We start from the raw sequence: 19,796 nt of genomic DNA, 5'->3' as shown, positions 1-19,796 counted from the left end.
GCAGAAAACAGAAGTATGGTGGAGTATTCAGAGAAGAAGCCCAGTAATGTTGTTAAAACGTACATCAATAGAACCAAGAGCAAAGACAAAACAAGCCTGGTAACGACTACTTCATTGATTGTTCTTTGTTTACGTTCCCGGTCTTGCTGCACCAATGCCAACTGCTTAGGCACATTAAGTCCAAAACCATAGTTCACTATTATACCAAACAGCATGGTAACCGTAAGTGCGAGACTAATGAGTCCATATTGATCTTCCCCTATCCGCTTAAAAAGAAAAGGGGTTAGTATAATAGTCGTGAGGAGGTTAGCTCCTTGATTGAGAGAGAGGTGAAGAAAATTGGAGAAGGTATTTCCTCTAAGGATTAATGTGAAGCGATGTACTATCGAATTCAACCCTCTAATTATTTATTGCACCTCTTCTAGTGCGCTCATAAATATTTCTCTGGAAAGAACATAGGCAATCATTAGAAGACCTCCTAAAGCACCGCCAATGATTAGTGTCTTTAGAAGATTCCACCGGTTGTTGGGTAATGGATACCTTGGGCTATCTATAATTTGAATAAGAGGCATTTGGTTGCGATGAGCCACCTTAGCCAGTTCCAACTGTTTTACTATTTCCTGATAGATAGCACTATTGGCCTGTACATCGATCATTGCCTTTTGGTAGGGTACCTGATAAGTTTTATAAAGTGGGTTTGGGTTTGGAATATTTTCATCAACCTGGGCCAGTCTCATCAACGAAAGGTCCAACACGTTCTTAACACTATCGGCCTGGTACTGGAGAACTTTCAAATTGGCGGCACTCTTTTGCGTTTTAGTTTCCAAATAGAACTGGTTTACATTGGCCACATGTGTTTCTGTAAACACCTTTGCGAGTGTCTCATCTTGGTGCTTAAAACCCACCTCTAAAATGGCAGCTCTTCTATTGGGTTTACCTACGGTTAAAAAATTCTCACTGACAAGTTTCACTGATTCTCTGAGCAAACTGTCTTGCTTTCGACTAAAGGCTTCTCTTGGCACCTGAGAAAAATCCTTAATGTTTACTCCAATTTTCATCCACTTTTCGGTGAGCTTATTGGAGTGAGCAAATCTCTCGACTACTTGAACACGCTCTTCACCAATAGTAACCTCTGAAAGAAGGGTTTTTTCAATCATTCGCCTGGACAAGTATAACTCCTGAATATTATCCATTTGAAAGAGCACACTACCTTCGGTAAGAGCGCCAATGTTAACACCGGCCAATGAAGCAAGCGAGCCTAACTCTCCTATTCCTCCGCTACCATCTTTGTCTAACACAAAAGTTGTTCTAGCCGTGTACACCTTTGGTTTAAGGTAGTTGTATGCGACTACCAGCAAAAGAATGCATACGGTTCCCACACCTATCTTAAGCCATTTAGACAGAACAAAGTTTGTCCAATAAACAAATCTTCTAATCAGGTAGCCCAAAGAAATTTTCGGCTCATCTAAATACTGATTTTCCGAGTTCATCTTATTAGTTGCTGATTTGATTTATGACTAAAGCTAGCGTTGCCAGGCTACTGGTTATAGCCAGAACATCCTGAACCCTCACGGGAACAGCCAATGGTTTCGTTGGTACAATAATCTCAGCTCCTGGAGCTGGTTTAGGATAAAACTTCATAAAGAGGAAGCTTCTAGTGCGAGCTACTTCGCCATTGGCATAAACCACATAAGTACCTTTCTTTTTGGCTCTAAAATCGAACCCTCCCGCACTATTGATGTAGTATTTGAGAGACTTCCCTTTTACAAACCTGGTAGTTGTAGGGTATAAAAGTTTACCTCTCAGCCTCACGGTCTCTGATTTTTTAGGAATGATCAGTACATCTCCATCCTCTAACAGCAAATCTGAGACAGAGCCTGGCTCATTAATGATTGACTGTAAATCAATTCCTATGGCCTCTGCCTGCTTCAGCTGAATATTGTCTGTAAGCGCATTTCTTTCAATAACCTCTTTCAGGCGCTCTCTTTTAGCAAAAGAGGAAAGGTTTTGATTAGATTCTCTCCTTTTCTCCAACTCTGCAATGTCCTCATTTATACTTTTTAGTAAAGACTGTTCGGCCTCAGTTAGTAAATCAGGGGTTTTCTGAAACTTAGCCTCCAGCTTGATGAGTTGATCAATTTGTTGCTCTATATCGGTTGGTTCTTCATAAAACTCGGTCTTACGGATGAGTGTTGCTCCTTCTACAAAGGCAAAGGCATTTATTCCCCCGGCACGATTTAATAAATCGGAAATACGTTCGCCTTGTGTACGAATGGCATATTGGCCTGGCGACCTTACCTGACCTTCAATTGTAACCAGCTGCTGTTTTTTGTAGTTAGGGTTTCTCCTCACATACACCTGATCGTAAGGCGAAAGAATGAACGATTCCGCCTCTGTTGCCAATCCGCTTTGATCTACTGCAAAAGCGAAGGTTTTGGAAATACCAAATCTATCAGAGTCGTCAGAATATAATCTTCTGGAAACTTCAATACTCCCTCCAAAGGCCGCATTAGAAAGCCCCCCAGCCATGAGTAAGGCATCTTTGAGCGATGTATTATCGGCAAAGCCGAGCACTCCGGGTTTATTTACCTCTCCCAACACTTCAATAAAGTGCTCCTCTTTTAATTCATTCTTAGAGAAAACGGTAACAACATCTTCTCTTTGTAGAAGAACGGTTTGGCGGTTTTCCAACACATCGCGTAAATTGACGGAGATAGTTTCGAACGTCAAATCCTCTTTGGCGCGTCTAATAATTGCCCTATCGAGAAAAGCATCAGGCCTAAGGCCATCACTCTTTTTAATTAGATCGGCCAAACCAAGGTTATCGGTAATGGCGTAGTTTCCGGGACGGAAAACGGCTCCTTGGATAACCACCCGATTAGTATAGCGATTGAGGACTGTTTGAACGGTATATTCATCTCCGTTTTTAATGGTGAAAACTTCGTACTGATCGCTTAATATATCGGCCACCCGTTTTTGGTCATCACTAATACGTTTGAGTTTAATAGTGCCATTCAGAGCGTTCTCCGTAAAACCACCGGCATAATTCAACAAATCTGCAAGCGTTTCACTTTCCAAGAGTTCAAACTTACCTGAAACTTTGACTGCCCCAGTCAGGGTAACTCTATTTGTATAGGGAGGAACAAGAATTACATCTCCACTTTCCAAACGGTTATCACCTTCTGCATAACCTCTTTGCAGATAGTCGTAAATATCGATGGATGAAATCAGCTTGCCTTTTCTGAAATGCTTTACTTGTCTCAAAGAACCATTTTCCGTAATACCTCCTGCTGCATAAAGAGCATTAAACACCGTATTAAGCGCGCTAAGGTTGTATGTTCCAGGAATTTGAACTTGCCCAATAACATTGACGCCAACACTTCTAACCTGTCCAAGCGACAAACTTAGAAAAGTATTTGGCCGCTCACCTTTCATGCCTTCATAGACCGTTGCAACCCGTTGCCTAATTTTTCTTTCTGCCTGCTCAACGCTAAGACCATTGAGAGCAATAACTCCTAAATTTTCTAAAATAATAGTACCTTCCGGAGTAACCTGTGTTTGGTAATAACTCTCCGAGGCACCGTATATATCGATAAAGAGCTCGTCTCCCGGACCCAATACATAATCTTTGGGTGTTGGTTGATTCAAACTGGTTTGAAAAGTCAAAAAGGAGCCTCTTCTAAAAATGTCTAAACCGTAAATACTCGTAGCGCCCTTATCTACCATCTGAAGTGAGTCTACGTATGGCTGCCTCATTCTTACATCTCCTACAGGATTTGCCTTTGCCTGGCTTGCCCTCATGGATTTCACCCGGCCAAATCGCTCATTGAGTAGAGCAAGGTCTTGAGCATTTACTCCCTGCGACTGTGCCAACGTAAGAATATCGGACTCACTGTAGCCCATGGCCTTTGCCTGTTTCATCAGGCTTTCAATCTGCTGGTCAGAAAGACTAGAAACTTTAATGGTCGAAAAATCAGGCAGGGTTTGTGCCATTAACCCGCTGAGGGAAATGAGTGCACATATTAAAAAAAGAAGTGGGCTGGATAAAAGACGTGATCTCATTCTTGCTTGTGAACTACATCGCAAGATAAGAGATTAGTTGATTTTGACAGGAAGGAATTGGGGTATTTGTAGTCCTCTAAGCGATAAGAAATGGAAAGGCGGTAAAATGGGATTACCCGGAATTGCGTATAGAAATAACTTTTGCCTCTTCTCTTGAAGCCCGGTTTCTTTCCCTAAGTTCTTCTTTACGTTTTTCAATTGCAGATTTAAAAATGAGGTCCAGTATGGTGCCTAAAGCAATCACGGTCACCAATATGGAGGGAATTACCACTGCATCGGAAAAGTCTTTAAGCACCAATGCCAATAGAACAAAAATAATATTTACCGTAACTAATATACCTGTAGCTTGGGCATGGTTGCAGCCTAACCTTAATAGAATGTGATGAACGTGTGTACGATCAGGATGCATGGGTGATTTGCCTCGAAGCACTCTCTTCACAAACACTCTGAAAGTATCGGCCAATGGCAGTATTAAGACAGCTACTGCAGTACCAATGGAGCCACCGAATGCAAATTCGCTTCCAGCATTGGTATGATTAAAGTCGATGAATCTGATGGCGAGAATAGACAAGAAAAAGCCGATGAATAAAGAGCCGGTATCGCCCATAAATATTTTTGACGGAGCCCAGTTATAATTCAAAAAGGCCAACAAAGCACCGCACAATGAAAGTGCAATTAAAGCAAAACCAATCTGTTCGTTGAGATAAAAATAAATACCAAAGAACAAGGTAGATATTATGCCCACCGAACCAGATAGACCATCAATACCATCGATTAAGTTATATGCATTCGTAATAACTATGACGGTGAACAACGAGAGAAGATAACTGACGGCAATGGGCACTTCAGTTATTCCGAAAAGATTATAAAGAGAGGTAAATCGAATATCACAAACGGCTATTATAATCATTGCCGCAGCGATTTGACCAATAAGCTTCTGGTAGGCCCGGAGATTAATTAAGTCGTCCCTAAACCCTATCACAAACATTATAGAAATAGCGCTCACTACATACTTAATATCCCTCAACACCTCAAAAGGCGCCCAAATTAGAATTGAGATGGCAAACCCAACAAAGATGGGAAATCCACCCATTGCTGGTGTCTGAACCGTGTGAATCTTTCTCCCTCCCGGATCATCCAAAAAGTTTCTTCTCTTGAAAAACTTAATGAATACTGGAAACATTAAGAATGTTAAAAGAAAAGAGGTGCCAGTTATGAGGAGGGTTTGTTCCAAGTAATATAATTTTGTTGTAAACTTACTCAGAAAAAAACAAAACCTCGTCCTGTAGAGTGTTTATGAATTCATGCTCCAAGGTTTTCTCTAACCCTTCTTGGAGAGTATAGGGGGCATCAAAAATCTTATGAGCCTTACTAGAATCAAACTGAGTAGTAGCACAGAATTTTTTAATCCTGACGGAACTTACTGCCATTTTTCTTCTTGTTATAAAAGCTAAAAAGTCAAAGATATAGCCGCCAAGCATACCCAATACATATGGAATCCTAGTTTTAGGAAGTTCAATCTTCATTTTATCCTCAATCATGCTGACAAGTTCTCTCATGCTGAAATCTGGCTTGTCTGCATAGTTAAAGATTTCTAAACCTTCTTGATTGACCTCAATTCTATTTTTTATAAAAGCCACAACATTACCTACATATGCCATGGACTTTTTATTTTTTCCAGGCCCTATGATCATGAATTTCTCTGAGGAAATTTGTCTCAGGAGGTTATAAACGTTTCCCCTGTTCCTCTCACCAAAAATAACTGTTGGGCGTATTATAGTTACTGATTTATTTATAGGATCCCTTTCATACCACTCTTTAATTACCTTTTCAGCCTGCCATTTACTTTTGCCATAGTGGTTAAAGGGGTCTACAGGGTATTCCTCATTGGGGCTCTCTTTATTAAGTCCATAAACGGCCACAGAACTAGTGAAAATTAGATTCTTAACCCCATGCTTATCCATTGCCGCAAGTACATTTTTTGTGCCTTGAACATTCACAACATAATACAAAGAAGTTGGAGTTACATCATCTCTATGTTCGGCAGCTAGAAGTACAACCGTATCAATACCTTTTAGGCTTTTATAAAGCGCATCAATATTCAGAACATTCCCGATTTCAGTAATATCATTGTAAAAAGGGCTAGGATTTTTGTCAAAATTTCTGACTCGTTTACCTTCTAATTCCTTAAAAAGAAAGCTCCCCACAAAGCCAGATCCACCAACTACCAATATCATTTTCTAAATAAATTATAATATAAAAACTCTAACAGCCCTTTAGGCAACAACCTCAAAGGTACCCTTAGGAACACAGCCTTTAGAAAAGAAAAGACATTAAAAAAACCTCTTTGATAGGCCCGGTGATAAAAATAATACTCCTTCCGTGCATAAGACAAACCATACCTTCTCCCCACCATGCCTTTTCCTGCTCTTACCCTTACTAATACTTTCTGAATATTGTAAAAATTCGCCCGAGCATTCAACATTTTTAACCAAAGAAAGTAATCTTCAAAAAGTGGAAAGTCTTCATAGGACCCGACATCTAGCACTTTCGATTTTTTGAACATGACAGTAACATGGTTAACGGGATTTCGTGTCATGGAATAGGTCAGAATATCTGCATGACATTCAGGCACAAGACGGTTTTTCCGCAAAGTATCGCCTTCCTCCGTATCAAATTCTTGTATCAATCCGCCTACCACATCCAATTCGGGGACTTCTTCAAATTTTTTTAATTGTAGCTCGAATCTTGATGGAATATTTAAATCATCACTATCCATCCTTGCCACAAGCTCATTTGTACAGTATTTTAAACCGGCGTTAAGTGCTATACCAAGCCCCAGGTTTTCAGGCAACTTCAACACCTTCAGACTAGTATACATTGCTCTCGCTTCCTCTATAACCTTATCCAATTCTGAAGTAAGTACTCCATCTTCAACCAGCACAAATTCTGTTGGTAATACACTAGAGTCATACACCGAGGATATTGCTCTCTTCAGCAAGACTGGATCATCCATTTTGTAACAACTCATTAACACACTAAAAGCTCTCATCCCGTCCTTCCTTAGAGATAAAATATTTATCGCACCCTAAATAAATGCCAAAAAAAAGCAAAAGCAATAACATGTTGTTCGGTTGTATTGTGAGGTCAGTAGACCCCAACATAACAATGTAGGTGAGAAACCAGACTGCAGTTTTGTTCCTTTGCCAAGACAAAAATATTTGCTTGATTAAAAAGAACAAGCAAGCAAGTCCCACTAAGCCATAATCCACTAGATATTGCAAATAGGCATTATGCAAACTAATTTTATCACTATTTTCCCAAGTACTAAATAAGTACTTATAGTAGAAAGATATTTCCGATAACATCTGACCTACGTACCCATAGCCCAAAAATAAGTCGAAGTAAGAGGGATTGTAATTAACAAAAAAAGAAAGCCAGATCAAGCTCCTGAATGACGAGGCATTACTGATTTGTTCCGGGTCAAGATAGTTGTTGCTAAGAAAATCAAGAATGATAGGAAGAGGAATAATTAAAAAAAGTGAAATATAGAATACCATTGATCGTCTGCTCCATCGAACTCGAGAAAACAGAAAGCTTATTAAGAGATACAAAACGGGCCCTCGGGCGTCATTCAAAAGCAAGGAAATGATACAAGCTACTACCAGCAGTTTTCGATATTTTTTTTCAATGAATTCATTGAATATGATTAAAAGCCCCAATATCATTGCATAGTAAGCATAATTGGGTGAGAACAAGAATTTAACTCTGTTCAAGCCTACCCCAAAAAGCTCTAGAACTCTTACATTGGTATCTTTTTCAAGGTTGATATTATTAAGCTTCGGTCCTTGAATGCCGATAGCAAAAAATACCAGATTGACCATGACCATAATTGCCAGTGCTCCAAAAACGTCTCTTAAAAACCCTTCCTTTCTGGAATCATCTATCAACATTCTTACAGAAAACCCTAAGGTTAAAAGGGATATCATAAAAGTCATGATGTTGACGGAGCCGCCCAGATACCCACGGATATAAGACACAAAAAAAATGAGACAAAGAATAAGCATGGGTTTTTTTGACGGAAGGAGCTCCTGCTTAAACTTGATATTGAAGTTCCAATAAAACAGCAGTAAAAGTAATGTAAGAGTCAAAATAAGTGACCATTGGGAACCTCTTAGACTAGGTTGTAAAGCAACAATGCAGAAGATAAGAAAATACCTGTCTTTCACGAAAATCGAAAATATGACTTTACTCTATTTGTAAGGCTAAAGTAACTAAGAATCGCCCTTTTAAACCGAAACGTGCAAAAGTAAAATAAAGCACCGAGTAATGGTTTTACCCACAAGTTTTCTAATGTGGCTTTAAGCCCCAAATTGGAACGATGTTTTTTTAAGTAAGCCCCATGTCCTAGGCTATTCCTCTTTACCTTGGCCTTTAAAACTTTGAAATCAATGACATTGTTATCAGGGTGCAATACACGGATGTCTGCAATGAACTTTCCCCTCACTCCCTTTAACAGTAATTCTACAACATAATCAAACTCTTCACTGCTATTGTACTGAGCACCAAGTCCAAAGCGCTCATCAAAACGATGATTTGACACTGCTCGATGAAAAATTGAAATACTTGATACTCCTTGAAAGGTATTTGATAACAAGAGTTCAGTATCTCGTGTAAGGCTTACAAATGACAATTTCTTTGCTTGTTCTAGGTTCCAACAGGAAACTGAAAGTAAACCGTAATCTGGATTATTGGAGAAAAAAGCCCTGACTTGACCTAGGGTATGTTCAGTATATTCACAGTCATCATCAGGAAAGCCAATAATCTCTCCGGTCGCATAAGTCAATCCAACATTTCTTGCTCTTGACAGCCCCGAATGTGTATAGCATATTTGCAAATCCAAGCACTTGAATTCTTGCAATATTGAATCTAGGTATCCATACTCATCCTGACATGCGATGATCACTTGAAACGATTGCTCCGAACTATTAACTAATGAGCCTAAAAAACCTCTAATCAAATCTATACGATGCCCCTTTGTGGCTACAATAAGAGAGAATATCATTTAAACAGAGTATCATAATCTAGTCTAGGGAATACTTCAAGTTTTCCGCCAGCGGTGGCATTAAAAATGGATCTACCATCGTTTTCATAAACTGTCTTGGCGAGCTTATAATACTTGAGTACGTTATGCAGCTTTGGATCATGCCATACTTTACCTTTTCCAAAATAGTCCTTATGAAAATGATTAATATCATCCCCAGCACTCGTAATCTTATTCCCTTTAATCGAATCCTCTTTGGGTATAGTATATGAAAAATCCATCCCAATGAGGTATACCTCTTTGAAGCCCATAAAATAAGCGAACTGCAAACTGATCATCGTTACACTTTGGCCACAAAACGCTCTTTGCGCAACATTAGGTGAAAACTGAGGAAACTCAAAAAACTCTGAACTTTCTTCGTAAAACGAACGGTTCATATTGAAGAAATAGGTACAGTTGTCTCGCTTAACTTTCCGCTTGTAGAGAGAAGGAAAGAACTTATAGTTGGCCTTATATGCATTTACTTCTTGAATATTGTCATTCAAAAATGCGGTATCCTCAACCATATAAAAAGTAGGTATAAAACCATCATCTTTGGTCTTATAGAAAATACCATTAAACCCAAAAGAATACTCGTCTTTGAGTTTCCCCAGATCGAGTTTGTTGAGTGATGGACCATTTCCTACAATAAAACATCTCTCTCCTTCAAATTTATTCTTGAGACTCAAAATCTTTTTTTTGTCGTATCCAAACAACAAACCAGGTTCTATCAGTATCCTCGAAGGCAGAACAGATTTATAAACCTTTCTCTTCAAATTAACTAGCATTCAATATACTTTTTAAGCGCATTTCTATTAATTCCATTCCAAGGTCGCTGAGATGAATATTATCACAAGTATATTTTTTCACATCTTCAGGAGACCAGTTTGTAAAATCTATTTTATTTTTCTCATGCAAATAGCGACACATATCAATACTAAAATCATTTACTAGATCGATATTTTGTGGCCTTTCTCTTCTGTAATTTCCCCTCCAATTGTTGATAACCGGATTGCACGAAATCCATATGAAATTAGGGATTTTATTTAGCTCCTCCGCTACTCTCTTTAGCAAGCTCCTTTTTAGAATTGATGCGGTATTTTCCTTCTCAAATTTCACATCATATTCAGTTACATTATATAAATCAGAATAGAACTCACTTCCAAATACATTTTCAATTTTATGCTTTTTAAATTCTATAACTTGTTTTGCTTGAGAGGCTGCTCTAGGAGAAAAATCCACCACTCCCAAATGTCCTATCACTGCAATATAATCTACTCTCCCTAGCTGATTCTTATATAAGAATAGAAAATCAAAAATGGTTGTGTGCTTTTCGGGACACACATAGATGTCAGCATTATATTTCCTTTTGATCCCTGAAACATAGCTATTCCAAGGGGCCTTCCTATTTCGCCATTTTGTAATCTCAAAGCCTCTAGAGTCAGTAAAAATCAGAACTCTCTTCTTTCTGAAGTTGACCATCTTCCAAAAAAAAATATCAATTCTACTAGCAATGATAACAATTACATAAAGCACTTTTCTCATATTATTTTTCATAGAGTATTGTTTTTACCGCTTTCTTATTTAAGTGGATACCAATTAACACAGCTGCTGGAAACATGACATAGGGTATAACAGATATGTCATTTCTTAGTAGAGTGTAAATAATGGATGCAATAATAATTGAATACAAACAATATATAGAATAGTGCGACACGTTATTAGACATCATAATGGCTTGAGAATTCATGGAATTCAGTCGCTCTATCATGGATAGCATGCCAAACACTAGGATAAGGTAAGTTGACAAAAGCTTGGTATTGGAGTTTATGAGTTCAAGCGCCCAGTTTCCTAAAAATCCCAAGATAAGGATCCCTATCAGCAACAAAACCAGGACATTTATTTGTCTAAATCTTATCTTCTTTAGTAGATAGGTTCTTCTTATTTCCTTTCTCTTAAAATCTCTTATGAAAGTCGGCAGCCGGGTATAAAACGGTGCCCAAGAGAACTCGTTGATAATACCCAGCAGCCTATTAGTAAGCAAGTATGATGACGAGACATCTACTGATGTTCTATTGGCTATAATTATACTAATTACCCTATTGAGGCCCACTGAAGACAAAGAAATAAGGCCTGCTCTCCAAGTAGGAGCCCAAATTTCAACAACAGCCTTGAGGTTCATTTCAATATTAAACCTGATGTACTCATCACTTACTAGATATCTAGCTATAAAATAATCTTTGAAAACGTACAAAATCATAACTGCATAGTATACAGCCATAAAATTTGTGAATGAGGGTGAAAACAACTTAAGGTACAAGACCAATATGATGCCAACAATCAGATAAGCGGCTCCATTTATCCAATACACCTTTACAATGTGGCCAAAGCCTTTAAGTACAGAATCAATACGCTTAAACTGAATAGAGAAGAATACATAAAAACTTGGAATCATGACGGTGCTGAGGTAATCTGTAATTTGAACATCCAACTCATCATTTGTGCTGAATGAAAAATACAATGTACCGATACAAACCACCAAACCGATGAGTCCTACCAAAAGAAATATGCCATTTGAGGCACTCAAATATTGTAGGTAGATCTTTTTATCCAATGATCTTGAATGATGATAGGACGAATACCTTAATAGGGTTGTAGTAAAACCAAAATCCAGAAACTGGGTAAGTCCAGTGACACTCGAAACCAAATACCAAGTGGTAATGTATTTAGGCTCATACTGAGAAAGCAATATGGGTGTAAGAACCAATAATGTTAACATTTTTACACCCGTGTTAAACCAAGAAGAGAAAGAAGGTGAGCGAAGATTAAATTTCATTATTACTAACAAACTTCTATTTGTTCAGAAAGATTAGATTTGTAAAAAAAAAAATGATCTTAAGAGAGATTGGAAAACTTACAATTAGCCAGATTATAGAATATTGCTTAGGGCATGTCAAACCACTTGTCATCACTGTGTTGATTGGAGGTGTTATTGGAGTATCGATCTCATTCCTATGGCCAAAGGAATATATGTCCAAAACTACAATGGTTACTACCTCAAATAGTTCGAGTTTTGGAGGAGGTATTGCAAGTCTTGCTAGTATTACTGGGTTTAACTTGAGTACTGGGTCTCAATCAGGCATCAGCCCTAACATTTATCCCCTTATTTCGAAAAACGTGAAGTTTCAGATAGAGCTTTTAAATATGGAACTGGATTCAACCACTGGAGTTACCTATAAAGATCATCTGGAATCAAGACGAACAAATCCCTTTTCTTGGTTAAAGGCCAATACAATTGGGCTTTATGGCAGATTAAAAAAAGAGTCACAAGATGATAAAGAAACATTTGCCAAAAGTAGCGAGGATATTGATTCTTCTGAACCTATCAAAATCAGTTACAAAATTCAAGACCTGCTAAAAATCATTAGCAATGAAGTTCAGGTCAATTGGAATGACAGAGAGCAATACATTGAGATCAAGGTAAAAGATCAAAATCCGATTGTGGCAGCGGCCATAACAAAGTTTACGAAGGATAAGCTTGAGCAGTTCCTTATTAAAATTGAGACAGAAAAAACATTGTCATTTTTGGAATTCATTAATGAAGAGTATCAAAAAAAAGAAAAAGACTACATCAGTGCTGAAGAAGAATTATCCTCCTTTTTAGATCAAAATAAATCCCTTTCTAGTAACATAGCTCAACTCGAACGAAGAAGACTAGAGCAAAAAAGCTCACTGTATTACTCGGTTTTCCAAGAAGTCGCGAATCAAAAAGCACAAGCAGAAATAGAATATCAAAAGAAGTTACCAATATTCACAGTAATAGAAGATGTCAAAGTACCATTAGACAAGGTGGGGCCTAATAGGATTTACTGGTTCGTTAGCTTCGGTTTTCTTTTTGGCTTTATTTGGTTGGTTCTAAGATTACCTATACTTATACGGTCATCCGCAGATTGAGTTAGACATTATTTACATGTGTAAGGTAGGTGTTAAATATCATTTAGCACTGAGCTAATTCCTCCATCTAAGCTTAGATTTGCCCCATTTATAAAGCCACTATCATTAGATGCCAGAAATAAAGCCAACTTCGCCACCTCATCTGGATGACCGATTCTTTGAGAAGGGTGAAGCCCTTTCAGAGTATCTAAAGCCCCCTCATTACCTCTAAACCCCGCTTTGAGCATATCAGTTTCTATGGCAGCTGGACTTATTGCATTGACTCTTACTCTTCCCGATAAGTCTACAGCCATTGATTTTGTCAGCCCTACCAATGCGCTTTTACTTGTCGCATAAGAAACAAACTCCTTTTTAGTAAGCTGGTGATGTATACTTGCAATATTTATAATGCAACCCTTATTCTTTTCTAGAAAAGGTAAAGACCATTGACTTAACAACATTGGAGCAGTAAGGTTAATGTCTAATGTATGCTGCCAATCTTCAATACAAATCTTATCAAACGAGTCAATTATTTGTACTGCTGCATTATTAATCAAAACCAAAAGATTGTTAGCAACTAGACCTAGTTGACTTAAACACTCCTGTTGATAGACTCTGTCATGAGGAAACCTAGATAAGTCAAATGTTAAAAGTTCATCACAGCTATGAGGTTTTTCCTTCGCTAGTTTATCTATACCAACAACAAAAAAACCATTTTCCTTAAATACACTACAAATACTGCTACCGATGCCTCCTAAAGCTCCTGTTACAATTACACTCCTTTTCATAACCTTCCCTTTAGTCCTAGAGATTCCAACAAGTTATTTATGGTACTCTTATGAACACTCTCCCATGCAAATGGGCTACTATTAGTATTGTGAGGTGCCAACATTACTTGATCCATTTTCATTAAAGGGCTATCATAAGGTAGTGGCTCTTCTTCAAAAACATCCAATGCCGCACCACGAATCTTGCCCTCAGAAAGTGCCTTAACTAAAGCTTCTTCATGTACTAGAGGCCCTCTAGCCGAATTGATCAAGACCGAGTTGGATTTCATCATATTGAAAGCATCTTCATTCATCAAATGAAAGCTAGTTTCATTAAGGTCACAATTCAAGCTAACATAGTCGCTTTGTTTAAGCAACTCTTCAAATGACACCACTTTAAGATTCAGCTCAATAATCAAGTCCGTCGGAATTGGTATGATATCATGTGCCACTAGATTCATACCAAAGGCCTTCGCTTTTCTTAACACACTTTTACCAATATTCCCAACACCAATGACACCTAATGTAGCCTCATGCAAAGCATGTCCTGAAATCTTCTTCCATTCTCCAGATTTCATAGCTTTATCCATAAAAGATATATTCCTAGCAAAATTGAGAATATAGGCTAGAACAGAATCGGATACAGGAACAGTAAAAGCATTTGGAGTATTTCTAACTACAATTCCTCTTTTATTACACTCCGACTTATTAATGGAGTCGATACCAGTGCCCCATTTTGAGATCACTTTCAGCCGCTTAGCATGATCCAATACCCTTTCAGTGAAACGATCGTCACCACAAATAATTCCATCAATATCCTCAATGTACCTGAGGAGGTCTTCTTCTTCAAGCCTTTCGTTTACTTCAGGAAGAATGATATCGATGTTATTTGATTCGAGAAAAGACCTGAATCTATCGATAAATGGAATCATATATGGGGCAGAAATAAGTACTTTATATGTCATAAACTTAATTTGTGAAATTCATAATAGACTCGGCTAACACCCAAGTGTCCTGATCATCTATATCTACAGATTCAAGTCTAGGGGTTTCATATAAAAAAGGCCTTTCTCCTATGCGAGAGCCTGTAGTTAAAAAACTCTCTTTCGAAAATATGTATAGGCAAGAGTTTTCTTCATATAGCACCGGTAAATCCTGTGTCCTAATCAATACATTAGGGTCATGATTAAGTGGTTCTAATTTTGAATTAAAAAAGCGGGACTGAAATCTATTCACTGAAAACAAACTATCATATTTTCCTTCTCTTTGCAACCTAATAAAAGTATCAATCGCGTTGTTAAACGTAGACTCCTTTATTAGAGGATTGGTAGTATGGGTCATTAAATAAAATTCTGAATCTACTGCCTCTATGTCGTCTGAAAGCACTTTATTCATCGAAACAAAGTCACCTCTGATCTCATCCCTTCGCTCTCTTAGTAAAACCTTTGGGTGATTTAGAATTTCATACTTACGATTTAGCAACTCTACAGAGTCTGTATTGATAATGACCAAGTCTATGGCTTCTAATGTAATCAGATTTTCTAAAGTCCATTCAAACAGTGGCTTCCCTTTAAAAAGCTTAAAATTTTTACCCTTAATACGCTCACTATGAGCCTTCATCGGCAAAAGTGCAGTACACTTATATTTTTTCATCAAAGCTCTTCCTTTTTATAGAGTATAGGCAATTTCAATTCTACTTGATGGTATTCTTTCTTTATCAAAACTATTTCTTCTGGAGTTGTGCCATTCAACGCAAACATGTCCCAGTGAGTAGGTATCATTGTTTTAATACCTAACTCCTGTGACCATTGAAAAGCTTCCCTCAAGGTCATATTACCTATGATACCTAACTCCTCTCTAAAAAAATTTCTTTCGTTTACTGGCATAAAGCCAATCTCAATATCTGATGTTAAAAACGATTCAATTTCTCTATTGGGAATAGTATCACCCGGATGATACAGTCGATTAGTGCCCACTTGCATGATGTACCCATTGAATTCTGATAAACCATCTTCAATATTAAGCTCGGTATGAGCAGAAGGTATTGTCAAAATGCTGACGTTTTCTGAAAGGCAAATTTTGTCACCGATTTTCGGCACAATTGGAGTAAGCCCTGGAAAACTCTGACCAATAATTTCAGCACTTTTCCAATCACAAATGATTTTCATGTTAGGATTCTGCTCTAATAGAATAGCCAAAGATTTAGGGTCACAGTGATCCTCGTGAGCATGAGTAATGAGACAGTATTCAAGATCAGAAACGTCTATCTTCTTTTCATCGAATATGAATGTTCTGACAAACTTTTCACCATACTGCTCCTCTACAAAAGAAGTGAAATATGGATCAATGATCCAACGAAGCCCTTCATAGGAAAATAAAAAACAAACTTGACCTAAAAAGGTATAGTTCAGGCAAGAACTCATGAAGGATAAAAGTATTTATTTTTTGTGTTTTTAGAAACCTTACGATGTATATGGTTACCCTTATATGAACCTACATACTGATTGAACCTAAACCGCCAGACAGAAAGAAAGTTTTTGAAAAACACCCTCCTTTTAATACTCTCTCTCCAATCTTTGAAAACACCGCTGGTTATAAATTTTATAACGTCTATAATGCTCAATTGTACTTCCGGCATAATTTCTTTTAATGCATAAGCCTCTCTCTCATAACGAGTTCTCACTTTGCTCCAAGTCTCTTCGTGAATGTGATATACACTTGCTGATGAAATATATGCGACTTTCATGCCTTTTAAAAAAAAGTGTTTTGACCAATCCATATCTTCAAGGCCTGTTAGTTCCTCATTAAATGGATACTCTTCCCATAAACACTTTCTGATACAGCTATTAGCATTGTTACTAAAAAAATCATCTTGAGGATTTTTATCTTCATCAGGGAAGTATTTTTTAAAAAGCATCTGCTCACTGAACTTTGACCACTCAACACCTTCTTGCTTACCGTAGCTCATCGCAATATTATCATCTTCAAAAGGAGCTACTAAGTTGTCAATCCAATTTTTATCAACTGGAATACAGTGCGCAGATATGAAAATCAGATATTGACCACTTGCAATTTTACATCCATAATTAAGTGATCTTCCGAATGAAAAATCCGACTTTTTAATATGAACCAATATTAAATCAAACTCTTTAGCAATTGCCAAGGTTTTATCCGTGGAACCAGAATCAACTAATATAACCTCAACTTCACAAGAAGTTTGTTGATTGAAAATAGCCTCCAAGCATTCCCTGATATATTTTTCTTCGTTATATGAACGTATTACAACACTAACTTTAGACATATTACTGTGTAAGATTCCTTAGTTTGACAACCTGTCGACAACCAAAGCCAAAGTGGCTACAGAACCCGCTGCAGCAATTATTGCTTGAAAATTTAATGGTTGTCTTTCAGGCTTCCTGCTAACAAAAATAGTAGACCCGGGCTCAACTTTTGGATAGAACTTAAAAAACAAAAATCTTCTTGTTTGTTTTCTTCTACCATTGGGATACTGCACATAACTGCGTCCCTTCTTAGCAGTAGAAGTAAAACCACCCGCATCATTGATATAATTTTTAAACCTGAATGTCTCATCATATCTCACATTAAGTGGTGAAATAACCTCACCGGCTATCCTAACCGTTTCTAACTTAGAGGGAATCGATATTACATCTCCCTCTTTGACTATGAAATCATATTTAGAACCCGGTTCGTCCAATATTTTTACTAAATCTAATACTGTGGGTTCTTCTTCCCTAATCTCAACGTCTCTTATCAAAGAATCCTGATCCTGAATGTCCTCCACGATCTCTCGTTTAATCCTGCTACCTATAACATCCCCCTCACTTTCGGGTGCCACTTTATTCTGAATCTTGTTCAAACGCTCTATTAGTCTGGTTTGGCTAATGTTCTTTAGGGCCGATTCATCGCTCAAAAGCTTAGCACGCAACTGCTGCAGATGCTCCTGAGAAATTTGGTCGTTGGACTTGGAAGAAGAAAACTCAGTTTTTCTAATGAGTATTGCTCCCTCAGGATATGCGTAGGTTGTTAAACCTTGGGCCCTTTTAAGAATATCTGATATACGCTCATCTTTCCTACTGATTGAATAAGTTCCTGGCGCTATCACCTCTCCTTCAACCGTCACTTGCTGTTGAATCGTATAGCCAGGTGTCTTTCTAACATAGACCTGATCGAAAGGCTGCAATAGCAAGTTTCTATCTTCTCCGCTAAGTGAGAGCGACTTATCAATTTGAAGGGTTATAATTTCTGCCATGGTGTTTAAAGAGGGGTTCTTATTTCTCCTTGATATCTCAATCATGGCACCAGATGCACCCTCGGTGAGCCCCCCAGCTAAAACAATTAAATCCTGAACCGTCATTTGTTTAAAAAACGGATATACCCCCCCTTCAAGAACCTCTCCGGATATCTGTACAATATATTCCTCTTTGAGGGAATATATGGAACTTATACTGACGATGTCTTCCCTCACTAACGGAATATCCGGAATGTTGCCTGACATTAATTTACCCAAATCAATCGGTATTACATCCTGAGAGAAATCCTCGTTCATACGATATATTGTGGCTCTATTCATAAAGGCATCTCCCCTCAAACCATCGGCCTTTTCTATCAACTGCTTCAACGTGAGCCCAGGTGTTAGCTCATATTCACCCTCTCTATATACCGCACCATCTATTTGAACTCTGTTTTTGTAGCGATCCAGAATAGGAGTTACGTGGTAAATGTCGCCATCTTGAGGTATAAATGTATCGAAACTATTGGCATTGACATCAATTACCTCACGCTCCTTTACCCCATTTCTTCTTGCCGTGATAAGCCCTTTATACGCTGTATTAGTAAAACCTCCGGCAAAGCCTAACAAATCTGAAAAACTCTCCCCTTCCAGCGTTTCATAGTAGCCGGGTCTCTTCACTTCTCCACTCAACTCAACTCTCGATTGATAAGGACGAACAATGATTACGTCACCACTCTTTAAGCGGAGGTTATTCTCTTGTATACCGTTGATGAGAAATTCATAAACATCTACTTTAGCAACCAACTTGTTGTTTCTTACCAGCTGAATATTGCGAAAAGTACCCTGCTTATTAGGCCCACCAGAAGCATATAAAGCAGTGAATACCGTGGATAAAGAATTGAGTACATAGTTTCCTGGTTGATGCACTTCTCCAACCACAGAAATATTAATAGACCTTATGTTTCCTAAACTAATTTGATAGAAAATACTTGGTGGGTTGCCAGCTTTAGCCAAAAGACCACTGTGGATTTGAGACAACCTATTTATTATCTTCTTTTCGGCCTCCTTGATGGTCAGTCCATTCAAATGAATTGGACTTAGGTTGTTCGGCCTAATCGTGCCTTCAGGTGAAATCTCCAGCCGTTCATACAGCTGTGTTGATCCCCATAAATCTATAATCACCTCGTCTCCAGGCCCTAGCACATAATCAGCAGGGGTAGGTATATTTAGGTTAGGAGCAAAAGTTAGGTTTTCCTTTTTAAACAGATCAAAGCCGAAAATCTTTTTCTCCTCATCAGACAACTCATTCTTAAAAGGTAGTTCTAAGTCACCTTCACTGAATTGTCCATTCTGTAAAGCTATATTAACCTTTCTACCCGATGCAGTTTGTTCAACCGCACCAGTCTTACTTCTGCCAAGACTATTTCTTAAATCCTCAACGCGCCTTCTGAGCTTAGCTATTTGCGATTCCGACATACCACGCTGCCGTGCCAATGCCTCAAGCTGCTGCTCAGTATACCCACTGCTTTCGACTTGACGCATGTAAGAAAGGATCTCCTCATCGGTAAGATCATCAATATTGATGGTTTTTAAGTCTTTGCCCATGAGCGACTGGGAAAAACCTTCGTTTGACACTACCTGAAGCAAAAGGACAAAGCTTATGAATATATATATGTGTTTTCTCATTAGCACTTTAAAT

The 19,796-nt window shown here is 38.1% G+C and carries 18 protein-coding genes; 1 reads left to right on the top strand and 17 read right to left on the bottom strand.

The annotated features are described in order from the left end of the window. The 11 genes from B3O12_RS01925 to B3O12_RS01875 form a co-directional block, all read right to left on the bottom strand. Window positions 1–395: oligosaccharide flippase family protein (locus B3O12_RS01925; RefSeq protein ID WP_286755089.1), on the bottom strand; the 395-nt coding region annotated here is incomplete at its 3' end. Window positions 396–407: 12 nt separating this feature from the next. Further along, window positions 408–1,490: an exopolysaccharide biosynthesis protein gene (locus tag B3O12_RS01920; RefSeq protein ID WP_286755088.1), complete on the bottom strand. Its 1,083-nt coding sequence runs from the start codon at window positions 1,488–1,490 to the stop codon at window positions 408–410. 4 nt (window positions 1,491–1,494) lie between these two features. Continuing rightward, a complete protein-coding gene (locus B3O12_RS01915) occupies window positions 1,495–3,993 on the bottom strand; it encodes an SLBB domain-containing protein (RefSeq protein WP_286755087.1) in 2,499 nt (832 codons plus the stop codon). Window positions 3,994–4,174: 181 nt separating this feature from the next. Continuing rightward, window positions 4,175–5,245, bottom strand: a complete 1,071-nt coding sequence (locus B3O12_RS01910; protein ID WP_286755086.1) for an MraY family glycosyltransferase — start codon at window positions 5,243–5,245, stop codon at window positions 4,175–4,177. Window positions 5,246–5,318: 73 nt separating this feature from the next. Further along, window positions 5,319–6,299: an NAD-dependent epimerase/dehydratase family protein gene (locus tag B3O12_RS01905; RefSeq protein ID WP_286755085.1), complete on the bottom strand. Its 981-nt coding sequence runs from the start codon at window positions 6,297–6,299 to the stop codon at window positions 5,319–5,321. Continuing rightward, the gene (locus B3O12_RS01900; protein ID WP_286755091.1) at window positions 6,296–7,093 is read right to left on the bottom strand and encodes a glycosyltransferase; all 798 of its coding nucleotides are present in this window, start codon (window positions 7,091–7,093) and stop codon (window positions 6,296–6,298) included. The genes B3O12_RS01905 and B3O12_RS01900 overlap by 4 nt, the downstream gene beginning before the upstream one ends. Before the next feature lie 7 nt (window positions 7,094–7,100). Then, complete coding sequence (locus B3O12_RS01895; protein WP_286755084.1) at window positions 7,101–8,060, bottom strand: O-antigen ligase family protein; 960 nt, start codon at window positions 8,058–8,060, stop codon at window positions 7,101–7,103. Between the two features lie 227 nt (window positions 8,061–8,287). Beyond that, window positions 8,288–9,127: a glycosyltransferase family 2 protein gene (locus tag B3O12_RS01890; RefSeq protein ID WP_286755083.1), complete on the bottom strand. Its 840-nt coding sequence runs from the start codon at window positions 9,125–9,127 to the stop codon at window positions 8,288–8,290. Then, window positions 9,124–9,933, bottom strand: coding sequence for a 6-hydroxymethylpterin diphosphokinase MptE-like protein (locus B3O12_RS01885; RefSeq protein ID WP_286755082.1), 810 nt, complete (start codon window positions 9,931–9,933; stop codon window positions 9,124–9,126). The genes B3O12_RS01890 and B3O12_RS01885 overlap by 4 nt, the downstream gene beginning before the upstream one ends. Then, window positions 9,923–10,702, bottom strand: a complete 780-nt coding sequence (locus B3O12_RS01880) for a hypothetical protein (RefSeq protein ID WP_286755081.1) — start codon at window positions 10,700–10,702, stop codon at window positions 9,923–9,925. The genes B3O12_RS01885 and B3O12_RS01880 overlap by 11 nt, the downstream gene beginning before the upstream one ends. Continuing rightward, window positions 10,692–11,981, bottom strand: a complete 1,290-nt coding sequence (locus tag B3O12_RS01875) for a hypothetical protein (RefSeq protein WP_286755080.1) — start codon at window positions 11,979–11,981, stop codon at window positions 10,692–10,694. The genes B3O12_RS01880 and B3O12_RS01875 overlap by 11 nt, the downstream gene beginning before the upstream one ends. A gap of 53 nt (window positions 11,982–12,034) precedes the next feature. On the opposite strand from B3O12_RS01875, the gene B3O12_RS01870 reads away from it, so the two are divergent. After that, on the top strand, window positions 12,035–13,099 hold the full coding sequence (locus B3O12_RS01870; RefSeq protein WP_286755079.1) for a hypothetical protein: 1,065 nt from the start codon (window positions 12,035–12,037) through the stop codon (window positions 13,097–13,099). Window positions 13,100–13,131: 32 nt separating this feature from the next. On the opposite strand, the gene B3O12_RS01865 is transcribed toward B3O12_RS01870, so the two are convergent. Genes B3O12_RS01865 through B3O12_RS01840 form a run of 6 tightly spaced genes read right to left on the bottom strand, consistent with a single transcriptional unit; the run spans window position 13,132 to window position 19,783 of the window. After that, window positions 13,132–13,866 carry an SDR family NAD(P)-dependent oxidoreductase gene (locus tag B3O12_RS01865; protein WP_286755078.1) on the bottom strand — a complete coding sequence of 245 codons (735 nt, stop codon included), beginning with the start codon at window positions 13,864–13,866 and terminating at the stop codon, window positions 13,132–13,134. After that, window positions 13,863–14,810, bottom strand: a complete 948-nt coding sequence (locus tag B3O12_RS01860) for a phosphoglycerate dehydrogenase (protein ID WP_286755077.1) — start codon at window positions 14,808–14,810, stop codon at window positions 13,863–13,865. The genes B3O12_RS01865 and B3O12_RS01860 overlap by 4 nt, the downstream gene beginning before the upstream one ends. A gap of 4 nt (window positions 14,811–14,814) precedes the next feature. Continuing rightward, window positions 14,815–15,498, bottom strand: coding sequence for a cytidylyltransferase domain-containing protein (locus B3O12_RS01855; protein ID WP_286755076.1), 684 nt, complete (start codon window positions 15,496–15,498; stop codon window positions 14,815–14,817). Further along, the gene (locus tag B3O12_RS01850) at window positions 15,498–16,268 is read right to left on the bottom strand and encodes an MBL fold metallo-hydrolase (protein ID WP_286755075.1); all 771 of its coding nucleotides are present in this window, start codon (window positions 16,266–16,268) and stop codon (window positions 15,498–15,500) included. The genes B3O12_RS01855 and B3O12_RS01850 overlap by 1 nt, the downstream gene beginning before the upstream one ends. Beyond that, window positions 16,265–17,146 carry a glycosyltransferase gene (locus B3O12_RS01845; RefSeq protein ID WP_286755074.1) on the bottom strand — a complete coding sequence of 294 codons (882 nt, stop codon included), beginning with the start codon at window positions 17,144–17,146 and terminating at the stop codon, window positions 16,265–16,267. Before B3O12_RS01845 ends, B3O12_RS01850 begins: the two co-directional genes overlap by 4 nt. 18 nt (window positions 17,147–17,164) lie before the next feature. After that, window positions 17,165–19,783 (bottom strand): SLBB domain-containing protein, encoded by a 2,619-nt coding sequence (locus tag B3O12_RS01840; RefSeq protein ID WP_286755073.1) that lies wholly within the window; start codon window positions 19,781–19,783, stop codon window positions 17,165–17,167. Between the last annotated feature and the right edge of the window lie 13 nt (window positions 19,784–19,796).

The sequence above is a fragment of the Roseivirga sp. UBA838 genome (assembly GCF_002296035.1).
Taxonomy (GTDB): domain Bacteria; phylum Bacteroidota; class Bacteroidia; order Cytophagales; family Cyclobacteriaceae; genus Roseivirga; species Roseivirga thermotolerans.
The sequence above is the reverse complement of the archived record's forward strand: the minus strand, read 5'-3'. Positions and strand labels throughout refer to the sequence as shown.

What these genes read in the sequence shown, in the direction of transcription:
- B3O12_RS01845 (WP_286755074.1), bottom strand. Translation starts at nt 17,146, where the DNA reads ATGTCTAAAGTTAGTGTTGTAATACGTTCATATAACGAAGAAAAATAT.
- B3O12_RS01860 (WP_286755077.1), bottom strand. Translation starts at nt 14,810, where the DNA reads ATGACATATAAAGTACTTATTTCTGCCCCATATATGATTCCATTTATC.
- B3O12_RS01875 (WP_286755080.1), bottom strand. Translation starts at nt 11,981, where the DNA reads ATGAAATTTAATCTTCGCTCACCTTCTTTCTCTTCTTGGTTTAACACG.
- B3O12_RS01850 (WP_286755075.1), bottom strand. Translation starts at nt 16,268, where the DNA reads ATGAGTTCTTGCCTGAACTATACCTTTTTAGGTCAAGTTTGTTTTTTA.
- B3O12_RS01865 (WP_286755078.1), bottom strand. Translation starts at nt 13,866, where the DNA reads ATGAAAAGGAGTGTAATTGTAACAGGAGCTTTAGGAGGCATCGGTAGC.
- B3O12_RS01920 (WP_286755088.1), bottom strand. Translation starts at nt 1,490, where the DNA reads ATGAACTCGGAAAATCAGTATTTAGATGAGCCGAAAATTTCTTTGGGC.
- B3O12_RS01870 (WP_286755079.1), top strand. Translation starts at nt 12,035, where the DNA reads ATGATCTTAAGAGAGATTGGAAAACTTACAATTAGCCAGATTATAGAA.
- B3O12_RS01900 (WP_286755091.1), bottom strand. Translation starts at nt 7,093, where the DNA reads ATGAGTTGTTACAAAATGGATGATCCAGTCTTGCTGAAGAGAGCAATA.
- B3O12_RS01910 (WP_286755086.1), bottom strand. Translation starts at nt 5,245, where the DNA reads ATGTTTCCAGTATTCATTAAGTTTTTCAAGAGAAGAAACTTTTTGGAT.
- B3O12_RS01895 (WP_286755084.1), bottom strand. Translation starts at nt 8,060, where the DNA reads ATGACTTTTATGATATCCCTTTTAACCTTAGGGTTTTCTGTAAGAATG.
- B3O12_RS01855 (WP_286755076.1), bottom strand. Translation starts at nt 15,498, where the DNA reads ATGAAAAAATATAAGTGTACTGCACTTTTGCCGATGAAGGCTCATAGT.
- B3O12_RS01905 (WP_286755085.1), bottom strand. Translation starts at nt 6,299, where the DNA reads ATGATATTGGTAGTTGGTGGATCTGGCTTTGTGGGGAGCTTTCTTTTT.
- B3O12_RS01915 (WP_286755087.1), bottom strand. Translation starts at nt 3,993, where the DNA reads ATGGCACAAACCCTGCCTGATTTTTCGACCATTAAAGTTTCTAGTCTT.
- B3O12_RS01885 (WP_286755082.1), bottom strand. Translation starts at nt 9,933, where the DNA reads ATGCTAGTTAATTTGAAGAGAAAGGTTTATAAATCTGTTCTGCCTTCG.
- B3O12_RS01880 (WP_286755081.1), bottom strand. Translation starts at nt 10,702, where the DNA reads ATGAAAAATAATATGAGAAAAGTGCTTTATGTAATTGTTATCATTGCT.
- B3O12_RS01890 (WP_286755083.1), bottom strand. Translation starts at nt 9,127, where the DNA reads ATGATATTCTCTCTTATTGTAGCCACAAAGGGGCATCGTATAGATTTG.
- B3O12_RS01840 (WP_286755073.1), bottom strand. Translation starts at nt 19,783, where the DNA reads ATGAGAAAACACATATATATATTCATAAGCTTTGTCCTTTTGCTTCAG.